Origin of the sequence: Xanthomonas sp. GW, assembly GCF_014236815.1 — a bacterium.
Taxonomy (GTDB): Bacteria; Pseudomonadota; Gammaproteobacteria; order Xanthomonadales; family Xanthomonadaceae; genus Xanthomonas_A.
In genome coordinates, this window is the sequence record NZ_CP051189.1 from 849,170 (window position 1) to 865,874 (window position 16,705).

Genomic DNA, 16,705 nt, shown 5'->3' on the forward strand with positions numbered 1-16,705 from the left:
CCGCCTCAGCGCGCCGGCAGGCGCTCGCTCAGGCTGACCGCGAACGCCTCGTGCAGCAGCCGCAATGCGCGCTGCTGCCGCGCCGCGCCGAACGTGGCGCAACATGACGGCGGCATCTGCACTTGGAACTCGCGCATCCGCGCATCGACCGCCGTCGCCAGCAGGCAGGCGTCGGTGGCCACGCCGGTGACCACAAGGCGGGTCACGCGCAACTGCGCCAACAGGATCTGCAACGCCGAGTCCAGGAACGCCGAGTGCTTGGGCTTGAGCACGTAGTAGTCCTGCGGTTGCGGCGCCAGCAGTTCAGCGATCTTCGCGCCGCGCTGCGCCGGATCGGCGCACAGCCGCCACAGGCCTTCGAAATCGGTCTGCCAGTCGGCGAAGTTGTCGTTGGCGAACAGCACCGGCCAGCCGCGGCGATGGAACCGCGCGCGCAGCGCCGCGATGCGCCCGGCCACCGGCAGCGCCGCCCTGGCCAGGCGCGCACCGTCGGGGAAATCGAAGCGGCTGATCATGTCCACGATCAGCAGCGCCGGCCGGTTCATGGCGCCCGCCCGCGCTGCAGGCGCCGCCGCTTCAGCGTCTGCAGCAGTTGTCCGGCCACGGCGGTCAGCAGCACCAGCGTATTGGTGGTCACGAACACGTAATTGCGCAGCGCCAGGCTGTAGACGACGAACAGCAACGAAGCGCCGATCTGGCCGGCGAACAGCCAGGCCGACACCGCCTGCAGATCGGGCGCACGCCACTGCGTGTGGATCTGCCGCAGCAGCGTCGCCACCAGGAGCAGTGTCGCCGCCCAGCCGATCAGGTCCATCGGGTTCATGCAGGCCTCCCGCGCGGGCGTGTCGCTGCGCCCTGCCGCAGCGATTGCGTAGCGCCGCGATAGCTGCGCGGCCGGGCGGCCCGGCCTGCGGCCAGCACCGCTGTCTGAAATGAGGGACGCATCTGCACTGCCTCCTGCGGACCGCTTCCCATGTTCTCCGGGCGCGGTGAAACGCCGGTGAGCGGTATTTGTGCATGCGGTGAAACGCGATCGGCGCCGGAATGGCTGAACGAACCTGCCGGCGCAGCGCCGCCGCGCGCTTGGCCATCTTCGCGAAAGCTTACTATTTAAGGTTTACAGTGGCGGCCGTATTTTGCCCGCCGACAGGAGAGAACGTGGGTACGAGTGGCAATCACCGCAAGACGGCGCCGGTAGCGGCGCCAGGATCCGCCGCGTCGCGCGCTTGCGCGGACGCATCGCCGCGTCGTGGCGATGCCCGACGAGGCTGGCGGAACGCATGAGCATGGTCGCCCCCACACCGACCCTGCCCGATTCCGTTGTGCTCGATGCCGGCCATGCGGTGCTGCCGCCCGAGGCGCCGTTGCCGATGCCGGTGCAATCGCTGCGCCAGGGCAAATTGCGCAACAAGCGCCTGCCCAGCACCCCGCCCGGCATGTTCTGGCGGCGGCTGTACGTGTTCGGCAGCACCGCGCTGATGACCGCCTACGCCAGCGTGCTGATCGGCAAGGTGCTGCTGATCGGCGGGGTCAGCGTACTCGAAGCCTGCCTGATGGCGCTGTTCATTCCGCTGTTCGCGTGGATCGCGTTTTCGTTCGTCAGCGCGCTGGCCGGATTCGTGACCCTGGTGTTCGGCGGCGGGCGCAAGCTCGGCATCGATCCGGACGCGCCGCTGCCGCTGGTGCGCAGCCGCACCGCCTTGCTGATGCCCACCTACAACGAAGACCCGCATCGGTTGATGGCCGGGCTGCAGGCGATCTACGAATCGGTCGAGGCCACTGGCCAGATCGCGCACTTCGATTTCTTCATCCTCAGCGACACCACGCGCGCCGCGGTCGGCGCCGAGGAAGAGCAGGTCTACGCCGAACTGGTCGAACGCACCGGTGGCCAGGGCCGCATCTTTTACCGGCGCCGCGCCGACAACGCCGAGCGCAAGGCCGGCAACATCGCCGACTGGGTGCGCCGCTTCGGCGGGGCCTACCCGCAGATGCTGATCCTGGACGCCGACAGCCTGATGACCGGCGAGACCATCGTGCGCCTGGTCGCGGGCATGGAAGACCATCCCGACGTCGGCCTGATCCAGACCTTGCCGGAAGTGGTCAACGGCAACAGCCTGTTCGCGCGCATGCAGCAGTTCGGCGGCCGCGTCTACGGCCCGGTGATCGCCTACGGCGTGGCCTGGTGGCACGGTTCGGAAAGCAACTACTGGGGCCACAACGCGGTGATGCGCACCCAGGCCTTCGCCGAACAGGCCGGCCTGCCGGCATTGCCCGGGCGCAAGCCGTTCGGCGGCCACGTGCTCAGCCACGATTTCGTCGAGGCGGCATTGATGCGCCGCGGCGGCTGGGCCACGCACATGGTGCCGTACCTGCAGGGCAGCTACGAAGAGGGCCCGCCGACACTGACCGACCTGCTGGTGCGCGACCGCCGCTGGTGCCAGGGCAACCTGCAGCACTCCAAGGTGGTCTTCGCGCGCGGCCTGCACTGGATCAGCCGCATGCACATGATGATCGGCATCGGCCATTACTTCACCGCGCCGATGTGGGGTTTGCTGATGCTGATCGGCATCGCGATCCCGCTGCAGAGCGGTGGCTTCGACCTGGTCGCCACGGTGGTGTCGCCGTTCTCGCCGGCGCGCTACTGGCACCAGCAGGACTCGACCCGGGTGTTCTGGGTGTTCGCGGTGACCATGTTCGTGCTGCTGGCGCCGAAGGTGCTGGGCTACTTCGCCATGCTGCTGAAACCCGAGGAGCGGCGCGGCTGCGGCGGCGCGCTGCGCGCACTGCTGAGCATGCTGCTGGAAACCGTGCTGGCGGCGCTGATGGCGCCGGTGGTGATGTACGTGCAGTCGCGCGGCGTGGCCGAGGTGCTGGCCGGCAAGGACTCGGGCTGGGACGCGCAGCAGCGCGACGACGGCCGCCTGTCGTGGTTGGCGCTGGCGCGCAGCTACGGCGGGCTCAGCGCGTTCGGGCTGCTGATGGGCGGGATGGCCTACGTGGTGTCGCCGTCGCTGGCAATGTGGATGGCGCCGGTGGTGATCGGCATGGCGCTGGCGATTCCTGTGGTCGCGGTGAGTTCCTCGCGCGCGGCCGGGCTGTGGCTGCGCCAGCTGCGCATCCTGGCCATTCCCGAAGAGCAGAAGCCGCCGGCGGTGCTGCTGCGCGCGGGCGAATTGCGCCGCGCCGCCGCCGCCCGCCGCGCTGACGGCTGACGCGGCAGGCATAATGCGCCCCATCTCGATGGGGACCGCGCGCATGCTGGAAACAGTGGAACACGAAACCGCCGCTTCGCCGGCATGGACCGTGCTGTGGTTGCACGGACTCGGCGCCGACGGCAACGACTTCGCGCCGCTGGTGCCGGAGTTGCTGCGGCCGGGCTGGCCGGCGTTGCGCTTCGTGTTTCCGCATGCGCCGGTGCGCGCGGTGACGATCAACAACGGCGTGCGCATGCGCGCCTGGTACGACATCGTCAGCCCGGATTTCTCCAACCGCGCCGACAGCGCCGGCGTCGCCGCGTCGGTCGCCCAGGTCGAGGAATTGATCGCGCGCGAACATGTACGCGGCGTGCCCGCCGAGCGCCTGCTGCTGGCCGGTTTCTCGCAGGGCGGTGCGATCACGCTGGCGACGGGACTGCGCCGCGAACGGCCGCTGGCCGGGTTGATCGCCCTGTCCACTTACCTGCCGGAGGTGGCCGACGTGGCCCGCTGGCATGCGCCGGCGGCGCTGTCGCAGCCGCTGTTCATGGCCCACGGCCAGGGCGATCCGGTGATCCCGCAACCCTATGCCGAACAGACCGCACAGGCGCTGCAGGCGCTGGGCATGCCGGTGCAGTGGCAGCGCTATCCGATGGCGCACCAGGTCTGCGCCGAGGAGATCGCGGATCTGCAAGACTGGATGAGCGCGCGCTTCGCCGCTGGCTGAGGCGCGACCGCGGCGCCGGGCTGCGCGCTGGTCCCGCGGCGACAGGCGCTGCGGCGCGGATGACGGCCCGCCAGCGGCGGGGCTACTATGCGGCGAGACTGCGCTCCAGCGCACTGAGGTGACGTACGTGAAGGTGGTGATCGCCGACGACGAACCCCTGGCACGCGAGCGCTTGCGCGCGCTGCTGGCCGAGCATGCCGGCGTCGAGGTGGTGGCCGAGGCCGGCAATGGCCTGGAGACGCTGCGCGCCTGCGCCGAGTTGCGTCCGGATCTGGTGCTGCTGGACATCGCCATGCCCGGCGTCGACGGGTTGGAGACCGCGCGCCACCTGGCCAGCTTCGAGCCGCGCCCGGCGGTGGTGTTCTGCACCGCCTACGACGCGCACGCGCTGTCCGCATTCGAGGCCGCGGCGATCGACTACCTGATGAAGCCGGTGCGTGCCGAGCGGCTGGCGGCGGCGCTGGAGCGCGCGCGCACCTTCATGGCCGGCCGCGGCAGCGCTGCGGCGGTGTCGTCGGCGCAGCGCCGCAGCCACCTGTGCGCGCGCCTGCGCGGCAGCCTGCGGCTGATCGCGGTCGACGACATCCACTACCTGCAGGCCGAGGAAAAGTACGTGGTGGTGCATCACGCGCGCGGCGAGGACCTGATCGAGGAGTCGCTGAAGTCGCTGGAAGAGGAGTTCGCCGAGCGCTTCGTGCGCATCCATCGCAACTGTCTGGTCGCGCGCCACGAACTGGTCGAGCTGCGTCGCCTCGGCGAGGGCCAGGTGCATGCGGTGCTGCGCCATGGCAAGCAGCCGCTGGAGGTGAGCCGGCGCTGCGTGGCGCAGCTGCGGCAGGAGATCCGGCATCTTTGAAGGCCGGGATTGGGGATTGGGGATTGGGGATGACCAGCCGTTTGGCTGTGGAAAGCCGGGATTCGCGATGAGCAGCCGTTCGGCTTTGGAAAGTGGGGATGGGGATTACCGGCCGTTCGGCTGAGGAAAGGCCGGGATTGGAGGCAATGGCACTCGGCCTCGGTGCCAGCGGCCGGTGGCGGCGCTTTCCGCGATAATGGGCGCATGAAGATCCTGCGCATCGCTACCCGCAAGAGTCCGCTCGCCCTGTGGCAGAGCGAACATGTCGCCGACCGCCTGCGCCAGGCGCACCCGCAGCTGGACGTGGTGCTGGTGCCGATGAGCACCCGCGGCGACGAAGTGCTGGACCGTTCGCTGGCGGCGATCGGCGGCAAGGGCCTGTTCCTGAAGGAACTGGAGCTGGCGATGTTGCGTGGCGAGGCCGACTGCGCGGTGCATTCGCTGAAGGACGTGCCGATGGAGCTGGACCCGCCGTTCGTGCTGCCGGCGATCCTGGCCCGCGCCGATCCGGCCGACGCGCTGATCTCCAATCTCTATGCGTCGCTGGAGGCGCTGCCGCTGGGCGCGCGGGTGGGCACTTCGTCGCTGCGCCGGCAGGCGCAACTGCGCGCGCGGCGCCCGGACCTGCAGTTGCTGGACCTGCGCGGCAACGTCAACACGCGCCTGGCCAAGCTCGACAACGGCGGCTACGACGGCATCGTGCTGGCCTGCGCCGGCTTGCAGCGGCTGGGCCTGGAGGCGCGCATCACCGAGCGCCTGCAGGCGCCGGACTGGCTGCCGGCGCCGGCGCAGGGCGCCATCGCGGTGGAATGCCGCGGCGACGACGCGGCCGCGCTGGGCCTGTTCGCCGCGCTCGACGACGCCGCCACCCGCAGCTGCGTGGAGGCCGAGCGGGCGATGAACCGGGCGCTGCACGGCAGTTGCCACGTGCCGGTGGCCGCGTTCGCGCACTGGCAGGGCGAAGACCTGCTGCTGCAGGGCATGGTCGGCGGCGTCGCCGACGGACGCCTGGTACGCGCCGACCTGCAGCGCAGCGCCCAGGACCCGCAGGCGCTGGGCGAGGCGGTGGCCGAAGCGCTGCTCGGCGCCGGCGCCCGCGAACTGCTGGACGCCGCGCTGCCGGCCTGAGCGCAGGCCGGCACACATCCGGCAGCCATCCTGTAGGAGCGGCTCTGGGTGGCCTCAGGCCATCAGCCGCGACAGGCTTTGCCGATGGTGCCTGTCGCGGCTGAAGCCGCTCCTACAGAACCGCCGTCAGCTAAACGCCCAGGCCCAAGCGGCGCCTGCCGTTACGAATCCCGACTCCCCAATCCCGAATCCCGGCCTCACTCACTTGAACTTGTAGACCACATTCATCGTAGCCAGCGTATCGGTCTTCTTCTTGTCGTCGCTGACATCGCTGTTGTGACGCGCCTGCCAGCCGGCCTTCAGCGCCAGCCGCGAGTTCATGCTGACCGAGATGCCCAGGTCGTTCTGCGCGAAGGTGTTGTAGGAGCCTGATTCGACCAGCAGGGTATTGGCCAGTTCGGTGTTCTCGGTCAGGCCGTACTTGAAGTCGACCAGGCCGCGGCCGATCAGCCCGGTTTCGGTGCGGTCCTCTTCCACGTCGTGGGCGCGGCGCACGCCGGGGCCGATCTGCACGTCCAGGCTGCGGTGGTCGCCGTCCATGATCCGCGTGCCGTAGCCGATGCCGATCGTGGCCAGGCGGTCGTAGGTGGCGAAATCGTCGCGCTCGTAGCGCAGCGAGGCGGTCAGCTGGCGGTGCTCGCCCAACTGCAGCGCGCTGCCGGCGCTGCCGGTGTAGCGGTTGGAGGTGGTCTGGCGCACGCGCTCGGTGCTGCCGTCGTCGTTGGTATTGGTGTACTCGGCGCTGGCGCGCAAGGCGAACAGGTCGATGCTGTGGATCCAGTCGCCGTCCAGGTACTGGCCCTTGAGCCGGCCGTTGAAGCTCTCGTTGGAACTGTTGCCGCGCGAGGAGGAGAGTCCCAGCTCGCCGGAGCCGCTCCACGGTGAACTGCCCGGTTCCGCCGGCGGGGCGGGCACATCGGCGGCCAGGGCCGTGGAGGTGCACAGCAGCAACAAGGTGATGGCGGATACTACGGTGGCGCAGCGGGGCATGGCTTTACTCTCCGGTTGAGGACGCAGCCTTCGGCTAACGAAATGGAAACGATTTCATCATACCGGATCTACATGACGCCCCGGCCGCCGCCCGGCCCCGGCTTCATCGCCGGTTCGGCCGCGCCGCCGCGGTTCAGGCGCGCGAGCGGCCGCAACGCGCTTTTCCGCCACGGACTTCGGACATAATCGGGGCCATGGACCGCTACGAACGCATCAATGCTCTGCACCGGCTGCTCAAGTCCGCCCGCTATCCGGTGACGGTGGCGCGGCTGCAGGACGAATTGAGCTGCTCCCGCGCCACCGTCTACCGCGACCTGGCGTTCCTGCGCGATGCGCTGATGGCCCCGGTCGAGGGCGACGGCGAGGCCGGGTTCCGCTACGAGTCCGGCGAGAGCGACCGCTTCGAACTGCCCGGGCTGTGGCTCAGTTCCGAGGAGCTGCACGCGCTGCTGGCCTCGCAGCAGTTGCTGGCGCGGACCGGCGGCGGGGTGCTGTCCTCGGTGCTGGCGCCGCTGCAGCAGCGCATCGAGAGCCTGCTGGCGGCGCAGGCCGGGGCCACCCACTGGCCGGTGGAACGGGTGCGGGTGATCCCGCACCGCGGCCGCAAGCTCGACGAGGCCAGTTTCCGCACCGTCGCCTCGGCGGTGCTGGAGCGCAAGCGGCTGTCGTTCGACTACCGCGCGCGCTCCACCGACGAATCGACCAAGCGCACGGTGTCGCCGCAGCGCATCACCCACTACCGCGACAACTGGTACCTGGACGCCTGGGACCACGGCCGCGACGCGGTGCGCAGCTTCGCCGTGGACCGCATCAACCATGCGCGGCTGCTCGATCAGGTGGCGCAGGACGTGGCGGACGAGGAACTGGATTCGCAGCTGGCGGCCAGCTACGGGATCTTCTCCGGCGCGCCCAAGGGTTGGGCGACGATCGTGTTCAGTCCCAAGGCGGCGCGCTGGGTCGCCGACGAGCACTGGCATTCCAAGCAGCAGGGGCGCTTTCTGGCCGACGGCCGCTACGAACTGAAGGTGCCGTACAGCGTCTCGCGCGAGCTGCTGATGGACGTGCTGCACTACGGCTCGGACGCGGAAATCGTCGAGCCGCGCTCGCTGCGCGAACAGGCCAAGTCGCTGCTGTCGCTGGCGCTGAGCAACTACAGCGACGACTGAGGCGTTCGCGCTGCGCGCTGCCGTCGTTTTTTTGTAGGAGCGGCTTCAGCCGCGACAGGCATTATCGATAGCTGATACCGCCTGTCGCGGCTGATGGCCCGAGGCCACCCAGAGCCGCTCCTACAGTGCATCCGGCGATGCACCGCCGCCGCTCAGGATGGCGCCGATGTTGCTCTCGATCCAGTCCACCAGCGCCTGCACATGCGTCGCCGCGTCTTCGCCCAGCGGGGTCAGCGCATATTCCACATGCGGCGGGACCACCGGATAGGCGGTGCGTTGCACCAGGCCATCGGCTTCCAGTGCCTGCAGGGTCTGCGACAGCATCTTCTCGCTGACCCCTTCGAGCTTGCGGCGCAGGTCGCCGAAACGATGCGTGCCCTTGCGCAAAGCCACCAGCACCAGCACGCCCCAGCGGCTGGTCACATGGCTGAGGACGGCGCGCGAGGGACAGTGCTGCGCGAACACCTGGCCGCGGGTGGGATCCGTGGTGGGGACGCGCGGCGCAGTGCTGGGGATGTCGGACGGAACGCTGGCCAATCGGTGCACCTGTCTGGGGGACGGACCGGCCCGATCATACGTGCACCGGCTGGCGCCTCGCTGAGCGGCAGGCGATGGCGGTGCAACCTATTCGGTGATCGGCGACACGCCTCAGGGCTTGCTCGGCACTTCGAAACCGAGTTTGCCGACCTGGTCGCGGCGCTGCGCCACGCGCTTGAGCTTGTCCACCTTGACCCCGTAATCGTGGTCCAACTTGCCGACCAGCTCGCGATACTGCTTGTAGTCCATGTCCGGCGTGCGCGAAAACACCCAGGCCAGGTCGCGGCCGGGATAGTCGATCAGCGCCCAGGAATAGTCCGGCGCCACTTCGAGGATGCGGTATTTGGTCGGGACCACGGCGAAGAACCAAGTGGTCCAGCGGCGGTCGCCGCTGCCTTCCTTGACCGTGGCGCGCGAGGTGACTTCCTTGACCGGTTCGTCGAAGCCTTCGCGGTACTGGTAGCGCACGGCGATCTTGCCGTCTTCCTTGAGCGTGTACTCGTCGCTGCTGGCGACATGCCCGCGCTCGGCGAAATAGGGCACGTGCGCGATCACGTACCAGCGGCCCATGAAGCGCTGCAGGTCAATCGGCGGCTGCGAGGGTTCTTGCTCCGGGGATTTCGCCCGCGCCGCCGGCAGGGGAACGGCCATGCCGAGCAGCAGCACGGAGGCGAACAGGGAAAGCAGGCGCATAGGGCAGGGATCCGGGGCTTGAAGAGACACGCTACCCAGTATCGGGCGAAAGTGATGTCAATAGTGGGTCGCAGCCGTTGAGATGGCCGCGCGGCAGGCTGCACGCCTCAGCCCTGCTTCGGAGTCGCCGCCATGCCGATCGCCCGTTCTTCCCGCCCCGCCCACCCCCGCACCCCGTTCTGCGCCGCCTGGTGCGGCAGGCGCTACTCGCCGGCCTGGCCCTGGTGCTGGTGTGGCCGGCGGCGCGCGGCTACAGCGAATGGCTGGGCTGGCGGCCGCTGTGGCTGCTGGGCATGCCGCTGAGCGCGTGGTGGGCGCTGCACCGCTTCCCGCTGCCGCTGCGGCCGTTGCGGCGGGTCCTGGCGCGGGTACGGCCGCGGGTGCAGGCACGGCGCCGGCGTGCGCCGGCCTGGCGGGTCAGCCGCGCAGCCTGACCTTCGGCAGGGGAGGGCCGCGGCCCCGCATGCTACGGTTCCGGGCTGTTCTCCTGGACGTGACCCATGCCCTCTCTTGCCCATGCCTGCCTGCTCGCCGGACTGATCGTCTCCGGCACCGCCGCGGCGAAGGAAACCGCGATGCCCCAAGATTCCTATGCCTGGCTCGAAGACGTCACCGGCGCCAAGCCGCTGGACTGGGTCAAGGCGCAGAACGCCAAGACCGAGGCGCGGCTGACCGCGCAGCCGGGTTTCCAGGCACGCGAGGCCGGCATCCGCAAAGTGCTGGACTCCGACGCGAAGATCCCGGCGGTGCAGAAGATCGGCCCGTACTACTACAACCTGTGGAAGGACCGCGAGCACGAGCGCGGCCTGTGGCGGCGCACCACCCTGGACGAATACCGCAAGCCCGAGCCGAAGTGGGAAACGGTGCTGGACCTGGATGCGCTGAACAAGGCCGAGGGCGAGAACTGGGTGTGGCATGGCGCCGACTGCCTGCGCCCGGACTACCGCCGCTGCCTGATCGCGCTGTCACGCGGCGGCGCCGATGCCGACGTCACCCGCGAGTTCGACCTGGGTTCCAAGCAATGGGTGAAGGACGGCTTCTTCCGCCCCGAGGCCAAGGGCGGCCTGGGTTGGATCGATGCCGATACCGTCTACCTCTACACCGATTTCGGCGCCGGTTCGCTGACCAGCTCCGGCTATCCGCGGGTGGTCAAGCAGTGGAAGCGCGGCACCCCGCTGCAGAGCGCGAGCCTGGTCTACGAAGGCAAGCCGGAAGACATGTACATCGCCGCGATGCACGACGACACGCCCGGCTACGAGCGCGATTTCGTCAGCCGCACGCTGGCCTTCTATAACGACGAGATGTACCTGCGCAATGCCGACGGCAGCCTGCGCAAGATCGACGTGCCCAACTCGGCCAGCAAGCGCGTGCATCGCGAATGGCTGACCCTGCAGTTGCGCGATCCATGGACCGTGGACGGCACCACCTATCCCGCCGGTGCGCTGCTGGCCGCCAAGTTCGACGACTTCATGGCCGGCAAGCGTGCGTTCCGGGTGTTGTTCACGCCGACCGACAGCACCTCGCTGGAGGGGTTCGCGTGGACCAAGTCGACGCTGGTGCTGAACGTGCTGGACGACGTCAAGAGCCGGCTGTGGGTGCTGACTCCTGGCGACGGCGAGTGGGCGCGCGCGCCGTTCCCGGTCGGCGACCTGGCCTTCGGCAGCATCAGCGTGGATGCGGTCGATGCCGACGAGAACGATCAGGTGTGGCTGACCTCCACCGATTTCCTGACCCCGACCACGCTGATGCTGGCCGACGTGCAGCGCGGCCCGCAGAGCATCGAGACGCTGAAGGCGATGCCGAGCTTCTTCGATGCGTCCAAGGACGCGATCGAGCAGCACTTCGCGGTGTCCAAGGACGGCACCAAGGTCCCGTACTTCCTGGTCCGGCCGAAGCAGCTCAAGCTGGACGGCAGCCATCCGACCCTGCTGTACGCCTACGGCGGCTTCGAGGTCTCGATGACCCCGTTCTATTCCGGCGGCCTCGGCCGCGCCTGGCTCGACCAGGGCGGCGTGTACGCGCTGGCCAACATCCGCGGCGGCGGCGAGTACGGCCCGCGCTGGCACCAGGCGGCGCTGAAGCAGAACCGGCACAAGGCCTACGAGGACATGGCGGCGGTGGCGCAGGACCTGGCCGCGCGCAAGATCACCTCGGCCAAGCACCTGGGCGTGCAGGGCGGCAGCAACGGCGGGCTGATGGCCGGCAACATGCTGGTGCAGTACCCGCAGCTGTTCGGCGCGGTGGTGGTGCAGGTGCCGCTGCTGGACATGAAGCGCTACAGCCATCTGCTGGCCGGCGCTTCGTGGATGGCCGAGTACGGCAATCCGGACACCGACGACTGGAAGTACATCCAGTCCTTCTCCCCGTACCACCTGTTCGATCCGAAGAAGACCTATCCGCCGGTGATCTTCCTGACGTCCACCCGCGACGACCGGGTGCACCCGGGCCACGCGCGCAAGATGGCGGCGAAGATGATCGATGCCGGCAAGGACGTGAGCTACTACGAGAACACCGAAGGCGGCCACGGTGGCGCTGCCAACAATGCGCAGGCTGCGCATATGCAGGCGCTGGCGTATGGGTTCCTGTGGGAGCGGCTGAAGGATTGAAGGCTCGGTAGCGGACGGCCGCAGCGATGCGGCCGCCCCGCTGCGAGCGTTTGCAGTTCTAGCAAGGCGGGGGTAACTCCAGGGCCTGAGAAACGGCAAAGGCTGGGGCAACAGCAAAGGCTTTCGCGCCCTTGGCGCGAGTCACTTTTGTCTTGGCAAAAGTAACCAAAACCGCTGTCGCCGACGCGATCCGATGCGATAAAGCCGCATCGGTTCCCTGCGCTCCTCGGCACAAGCGGCACGGCGCCCAAACTCGCTTCGCTCAAACAAGGGCGCCTCTTCGGCCGCTTGCGCCTGCGGTGCTCGGCTCGCTTTAAGGCGAAGACAATCAAAAGCCAGAGCTACAGCCAAGGCCACAGCCACAGCCACAGCCACAGCCACAGCCACAGCCACAGCCAAAGCCAAAGCCAAAGCCAAAGCCAAAGCCAAAGCCATGACGGCGTTGGCTATGCGGTGTGGCGGTTGGTGATCTTGGGCCTGGTTTCGGTCTGCAAGGTGATTGTGATCGGCAGCGCCTGAAGCGCTTACGGTTCGGGGTGGCGATTCCAACGCTCTAGCCCGCGGGCGATGCGCGCCACCGCTTCCTGCAGCCTGGGCAAGCTCTGCGTATAGGCGATGCGGACGTGCTGGCGCGCGCGGTGATGGCCGAAGTCCACGCCGGGGGTGAATGCCACGTGCTCGGTCTCGAGGAAATGCGCGCAGAACGCCTGCGCGTCGTCAGTGAAGGCGCTGACGTCGGCGTACAGGTAGAACGCGCCCTGGGGTTCCACTTCGATGCGGAAGCCGAGTGCGCGCAGCGCCGGCAGCAGGTAGTCGCGGCGCTGGCCGAATTCGGCGCGGCGCGCTTCCAGGATCTGCAGGGTTTCCGGCAGGAAACAGGCCAGTGCCGCATGCTGGGCGATGCTGGACGCGCTGATGTACAGGTTCTGCGCGAGCTTCTCCAGCGACGGCACCGCCGCGCGCGGCGCCACCAGCCAGCCCAGGCGCCAGCCGGTCATGCCGAAGTACTTGGAGAAGCTGTTGAGCACATAGGCGCCGTCGTCGACCTCGAGCACGCTGGGCGCGTCGATGCCGTAGCTGAGGCCGTGGTAGATCTCGTCGACCACTAGGTGGCCGCCGCGCGCCTGCAGTGCCTGCGCCAGTGCGGCCAGTTCGGCGCGGTCCAGCAGGGTGCCGGTCGGGTTGGCCGGCGAGGCGACCAGCGCGCCGACGCTGTCGGCGTTCCAGTGCGCGTCCAGCAAGGCCGGGGTCAACTGGTAGCGGCTGTCCGGGCCGACCGGCACCAGCTGCGCCGCGCCTTCGACCAGGCGCAGGAAATGCCGGTTGCACGGATAGCCGGGGTCGGCCATCAGCCAGCGCTTGCCCGGGTCGACCAGCAGCGCGCTGGCCAGCAGCAACGCGCCGGAACCGCCGGGGGTGATCATGATCCGCGCCGGGTCCAGGTCCACGTCGTGGCGTTGCCGGTAGAACACGGCCAGCGCCTCGCGCAGCGCCGGCAGCCCGCGCGCCGCGGTGTAGCGGGTGTGGCCGGCCGCGAGCGCGGCCTGGCCGGCGGCGACGATCGGCGCGGCGGTGGTGAAGTCCGGTTCGCCGATCTCCAGGTGGATCACGTCGTGGCCGGCGTGTTCCAGTTCGTTGGCGCGGGCCAGCAACGCCATCACGTGGAACGGTTCGATGTCGCGGCTGCGTTGGCTGTAGGCGGACAGCGCCTGCGGCGCGGTATGGGGGTCGGTCGGAAGCGGGTTCATGGCCCGATGATAGAGGAGCGCGGCGCACGAAATCGTTGCGCGCTTGCCAGGATGCGGCGTTGCGCGGAGACTCGGCCGGCATCGTGCGGGGCCATGCCGCATGCCTGCCGTCTCCCGGCCCGGGCGGCGCGTCCTCAGTTGCGTTACTGCCGCCGGAGCCCCATTAGATGCATCACCGTTCCCTGCTAACGAGCTTTCTGCTGCTCATGACCGCGCCCTTCGCTTCCGCCCTCGCCACCGACGCCACCCCGCCGCATCCGGCCAAGCAGCCGCACACGGTCAAAGCGCCGTTCGGCGCCACCCGCCAGGACGACTATTACTGGCTGCGCGACGACAAGCGCGAAAACCCGCAGATGCTGGCGTATCTCAACGCCGAAAATGCCTACGCCGACCAGGTGCTGAAGCCGCTCAAGCCGCTGGAAGACACGCTGTACAAGGAGATCGTCGGCCGCATCAAGCAGGACGACAGCAGCGTGCCGTACCGCGAGCGCGGCTACTGGTACTACACCCGCTTCGAGAGCGGCAAGGACTACCCGGTGCATGCGCGGCGCAAGGGCAGCATGCAGGCGGCTGAGGAAATCCTGCTCGACGTCAACGCGATGGCCGCGGACAAGGGCTATTTCAGCCTGGGCGATGCGGTGGTCAGCCAGGACAACCGCATCCTGGCCTGGACCGAGGACGACGTCGGCCGCCGCCAGTACGTGGTGCGCTTCAAGAACCTGGACACCGGCGAGATCTACCCCGACCGCGTGCCGGGCGTGTCGCCGGACGTGGTCTGGGCCGACGACAACAAGACCCTGTTCTACGTCGAGAACGACCCGGAAACCCTGCTCACCGTGCGCGTCAAGAAGCATGTGCTGGGCACGCCGGCCACGCAGGACGCGCTGGTCTACGAGGAGAAGGACGACAGCTTCTACATGGGCCTGGGCCGCAGCCGCGACGACAAGTACATCCTCATCGGCGTGGAGAGCACGGTGTCCTCCGAGCAGCGCTACGCGCCGGCCGCCGACCCGCAGCACTTCGCCGTGCTGGCGCCGCGCGAGCGCGACGTCGAGTACAGCGCCGACCATTTCGACGGACGCTGGGTGATCCGCACCAACTGGAAGGCCAAGAACTACGCGCTGATGACCGCGCCCGACGGCGCTACCAAACGCGCGCAGTGGCAGGCCTGGCTGCCCTACGACGAGAAGGTGTTCATCGACGGCTTCGAACTGTTCGACGGCTACACCGCCATCGCCGAGCGTTCCGATGGCCTGGAGCGGATCCGCCTGCACTTCGCCGACGGCAAGGAGGACTACGTCAAGGCCGACGAGCCGGCGTATTCGATGGGCCTGTCGGTCAATCCCGAGCCGGACACGCCGTGGCTGCGCTACAGCTACACCTCGCTGACCACGCCGGCCACCACCTACGAACTCAACACCCGCACCGGCGAGCGCAAGCTGCTCAAGCAGCAGCCGGTGATCGGCTACGACGCGGACAAGTATCAGACCGAGCGCGTGTGGGTGACTGCGCGCGACGGAGTCAGGGTGCCGGTGTCGCTGGTGTACAAGAAGGGCTTCAAGAAGGACGGCACGGCCGCGCTGTACCAGTACGCCTACGGCAGCTACGGCATGTCCACCGATCCCAACTTCAACCTGCCGGTGGTCAGCCTGCTCGACCGCGGCGTGGTCTACGCCATCGCGCATATCCGCGGCGGCCAGGAAATGGGCCGCGACTGGTACGACCAGGGCAAGCTGCTGCACAAGAAGAACACCTTCACCGACTTCATCGACGTCACCCGCGGCCTGGTCAAGCTGGGCTATGCGGCGCCGGACCGGGTCGCTGCGGCCGGCGGCAGTGCCGGCGGCCTGCTGATGGGCGCGGTGGCGAACATGGCGCCGCAGGATTACCGGGTGCTGGTGGCGCAGGTGCCGTTCGTCGACGTGGTCACCACCATGCTCGACCCGAGCATTCCGCTGACCACCAACGAATACGACGAGTGGGGCAATCCGGAGCAGAAGCAGTACTACGACTACATGCTCGGCTATTCGCCGTACGACAACGTCGCGCGCCAGGCGTATCCGGCGCTGTTCGTCGGCACCGGCCTGTGGGATTCGCAGGTGCAGTACTGGGAGCCGGCCAAGTGGGTGGCCAAGCTGCGCGAGGACAACACCGGCACCCGCCCGATCGTGTTCCGGGTCAACATGGAAGCCGGCCACGGCGGCAAATCGGGGCGTTTCCGCCGCTACCGCGAACAGGCCGAGTCGTACGCGTTCATGCTCGACCAATTGGGTGTGGAGCAGGCGGCGAAGTAAGCGGATTGGCGTGGCGTTCTGTCGCGGCTGAAGCCGCTCCTACAGGAAGCAGGCCGGGTGCACTGTAGGAGCGGCTTCAGCCGCGACGGATTCCGAAGTCGCTGACTGACGGATCCCGCGTCGCGACTGAAGCCGCTCCCACAAGGGTGGGTGCGCCGAGCGCTGGCTGGGCACACTGTGGGAGGGACTTCAGTCCCGACTGCACGAAGCCCGGCAAGCACGTCGCTCCGCTGCTCGCAAACGAACTCGCCCGCACAAGCGGCGAGCGCCGAGGGTACATATCCCGCGTCGCCGTCCGGCCGCGGCTTTATCATGCGCCGATGGAACCCCCTTCCCGTTTCCGCTGGGCCTGGTGGCTGCTGGCCTACGTCAGCCTGGCCACGGGCATCGTCGGCATCTTCGTGCCGGGCTTGCCGACCACCGTGTTCGTGCTGATCTCGGCCTATGCCGCCTCGCGCGGCTCCGAGCGCCTGCGCCGGCGGTTGCTGGAGGATCCGCGTTTCGGGGCCAGCATCCGCGACTGGGAAGCGCACGGCGCGGTCAGCCGCCGCGGCAAGTGGATGGCCACGCTGACCATGGCGGTGTGCGCGCTGGTGCTGCTGCTGTTCGTGCACAAGCCGTGGGTGCAGGTGGTGGCGATCGGCTGCATGAGCTGCGTGGCGCTGTGGCTGTGGCTGCGCCCGGAGCCTCCGCCGCGCGAGTGAAGCGGGATCGCGCGTCTGCATCGGCCCAGGCATCGCTGCGCTGGTCGCAGCGTGGCAGGCGG

Annotated in this window: 15 protein-coding genes; 9 read left to right on the forward strand and 6 right to left on the reverse strand. The window is 68.7% G+C overall.

Translation table 11 applies throughout. The features are described from left to right. Positions 1-5: 5 nt before the first annotated feature. On the reverse strand, positions 6-545 hold the full coding sequence (locus tag HEP73_RS03655; RefSeq protein ID WP_185822157.1) for a cysteine hydrolase family protein: 540 nt from the start codon (positions 543-545) through the stop codon (positions 6-8). Next, the gene (locus HEP73_RS03660) at positions 542-823 is read right to left on the reverse strand and encodes a hypothetical protein (protein WP_185815209.1); all 282 of its coding nucleotides are present in this window, start codon (positions 821-823) and stop codon (positions 542-544) included. Before HEP73_RS03660 ends, HEP73_RS03655 begins: the two co-directional genes overlap by 4 nt. Positions 824-1,280: 457 nt before the next feature. Here HEP73_RS03660 and mdoH point away from each other — a divergent pair, with 457 nt between their 5' ends. From mdoH to hemC, 4 genes are all read left to right on the forward strand, one after another. Then, positions 1,281-3,212: a glucans biosynthesis glucosyltransferase MdoH gene (gene mdoH / locus HEP73_RS03665; RefSeq protein WP_185822158.1), complete on the forward strand. Its 1,932-nt coding sequence runs from the start codon at positions 1,281-1,283 to the stop codon at positions 3,210-3,212. Positions 3,213-3,255: 43 nt separating this feature from the next. Beyond that, on the forward strand, positions 3,256-3,921 hold the full coding sequence (locus HEP73_RS03670; protein WP_185823283.1) for an alpha/beta hydrolase: 666 nt from the start codon (positions 3,256-3,258) through the stop codon (positions 3,919-3,921). A gap of 127 nt (positions 3,922-4,048) precedes the next feature. Further along, positions 4,049-4,777, forward strand: coding sequence for a LytR/AlgR family response regulator transcription factor (locus tag HEP73_RS03675; RefSeq protein ID WP_185816488.1), 729 nt, complete (start codon positions 4,049-4,051; stop codon positions 4,775-4,777). 204 nt (positions 4,778-4,981) lie between these two features. Then, positions 4,982-5,905, forward strand: coding sequence for a hydroxymethylbilane synthase (gene hemC, locus HEP73_RS03680; protein WP_185822159.1), 924 nt, complete (start codon positions 4,982-4,984; stop codon positions 5,903-5,905). A 201-nt stretch (positions 5,906-6,106) separates the two neighbouring features. On the opposite strand, the gene HEP73_RS03685 is transcribed toward hemC, so the two are convergent. Then, positions 6,107-6,895 carry a DUF481 domain-containing protein gene (locus HEP73_RS03685; RefSeq protein ID WP_185815212.1) on the reverse strand — a complete coding sequence of 263 codons (789 nt, stop codon included), beginning with the start codon at positions 6,893-6,895 and terminating at the stop codon, positions 6,107-6,109. A gap of 194 nt (positions 6,896-7,089) precedes the next feature. On the opposite strand from HEP73_RS03685, the gene HEP73_RS03690 reads away from it, so the two are divergent. Beyond that, positions 7,090-8,061, forward strand: coding sequence for a helix-turn-helix transcriptional regulator (locus HEP73_RS03690; RefSeq protein WP_179567441.1), 972 nt, complete (start codon positions 7,090-7,092; stop codon positions 8,059-8,061). A gap of 120 nt (positions 8,062-8,181) precedes the next feature. On the opposite strand, the gene HEP73_RS03695 is transcribed toward HEP73_RS03690, so the two are convergent. After that, positions 8,182-8,598, reverse strand: coding sequence for a winged helix-turn-helix transcriptional regulator (locus HEP73_RS03695; protein ID WP_185822160.1), 417 nt, complete (start codon positions 8,596-8,598; stop codon positions 8,182-8,184). Positions 8,599-8,709: 111 nt separating this feature from the next. Beyond that, positions 8,710-9,291, reverse strand: coding sequence for a lipocalin family protein (locus tag HEP73_RS03700; RefSeq protein WP_185822161.1), 582 nt, complete (start codon positions 9,289-9,291; stop codon positions 8,710-8,712). A 113-nt stretch (positions 9,292-9,404) separates the two neighbouring features. Here HEP73_RS03700 and HEP73_RS03705 point away from each other — a divergent pair, with 113 nt between their 5' ends. Together HEP73_RS03705 and HEP73_RS03710 are read left to right on the forward strand one after the other, a co-directional pair. Beyond that, on the forward strand, positions 9,405-9,725 hold the full coding sequence (locus HEP73_RS03705) for a hypothetical protein (protein ID WP_185823284.1): 321 nt from the start codon (positions 9,405-9,407) through the stop codon (positions 9,723-9,725). A 66-nt stretch (positions 9,726-9,791) separates the two neighbouring features. Continuing rightward, a complete protein-coding gene (locus tag HEP73_RS03710) occupies positions 9,792-11,897 on the forward strand; it encodes a prolyl oligopeptidase family serine peptidase (RefSeq protein ID WP_185822162.1) in 2,106 nt (701 codons plus the stop codon). A 524-nt stretch (positions 11,898-12,421) separates the two neighbouring features. Here HEP73_RS03710 and HEP73_RS03715 read toward each other — a convergent pair. After that, positions 12,422-13,645 carry a pyridoxal phosphate-dependent aminotransferase gene (locus HEP73_RS03715; RefSeq protein WP_185822163.1) on the reverse strand — a complete coding sequence of 408 codons (1,224 nt, stop codon included), beginning with the start codon at positions 13,643-13,645 and terminating at the stop codon, positions 12,422-12,424. A 206-nt stretch (positions 13,646-13,851) separates the two neighbouring features. On the opposite strand from HEP73_RS03715, the gene HEP73_RS03720 reads away from it, so the two are divergent. Then, a complete protein-coding gene (locus HEP73_RS03720) occupies positions 13,852-15,939 on the forward strand; it encodes a S9 family peptidase (protein ID WP_185822164.1) in 2,088 nt (695 codons plus the stop codon). A 320-nt stretch (positions 15,940-16,259) separates the two neighbouring features. Continuing rightward, the gene (locus HEP73_RS03725) at positions 16,260-16,643 is read left to right on the forward strand and encodes a YbaN family protein (protein WP_185815220.1); all 384 of its coding nucleotides are present in this window, start codon (positions 16,260-16,262) and stop codon (positions 16,641-16,643) included. The last annotated feature ends 62 nt before the right edge of the window (positions 16,644-16,705 follow it).

Excerpts from the sequence above, each read along its gene's own strand:
- HEP73_RS03655 (WP_185822157.1), bottom strand. The coding sequence starts at position 545 with ATGAACCGGCCGGCGCTGCTGATCGTGGACATGATCAGCCGCTTCGAT.
- HEP73_RS03660 (WP_185815209.1), bottom strand. The coding sequence starts at position 823 with ATGAACCCGATGGACCTGATCGGCTGGGCGGCGACACTGCTCCTGGTG.
- mdoH (WP_185822158.1), top strand. The coding sequence starts at position 1,281 with ATGAGCATGGTCGCCCCCACACCGACCCTGCCCGATTCCGTTGTGCTC.
- HEP73_RS03670 (WP_185823283.1), top strand. The coding sequence starts at position 3,256 with ATGCTGGAAACAGTGGAACACGAAACCGCCGCTTCGCCGGCATGGACC.
- hemC (WP_185822159.1), top strand. The coding sequence starts at position 4,982 with ATGAAGATCCTGCGCATCGCTACCCGCAAGAGTCCGCTCGCCCTGTGG.
- HEP73_RS03685 (WP_185815212.1), bottom strand. The coding sequence starts at position 6,895 with ATGCCCCGCTGCGCCACCGTAGTATCCGCCATCACCTTGTTGCTGCTG.
- HEP73_RS03690 (WP_179567441.1), top strand. The coding sequence starts at position 7,090 with ATGGACCGCTACGAACGCATCAATGCTCTGCACCGGCTGCTCAAGTCC.
- HEP73_RS03700 (WP_185822161.1), bottom strand. The coding sequence starts at position 9,291 with ATGCGCCTGCTTTCCCTGTTCGCCTCCGTGCTGCTGCTCGGCATGGCC.
- HEP73_RS03710 (WP_185822162.1), top strand. The coding sequence starts at position 9,792 with ATGCCCTCTCTTGCCCATGCCTGCCTGCTCGCCGGACTGATCGTCTCC.
- HEP73_RS03715 (WP_185822163.1), bottom strand. The coding sequence starts at position 13,645 with ATGAACCCGCTTCCGACCGACCCCCATACCGCGCCGCAGGCGCTGTCC.
- HEP73_RS03720 (WP_185822164.1), top strand. The coding sequence starts at position 13,852 with ATGACCGCGCCCTTCGCTTCCGCCCTCGCCACCGACGCCACCCCGCCG.
- HEP73_RS03725 (WP_185815220.1), top strand. The coding sequence starts at position 16,260 with ATGGAACCCCCTTCCCGTTTCCGCTGGGCCTGGTGGCTGCTGGCCTAC.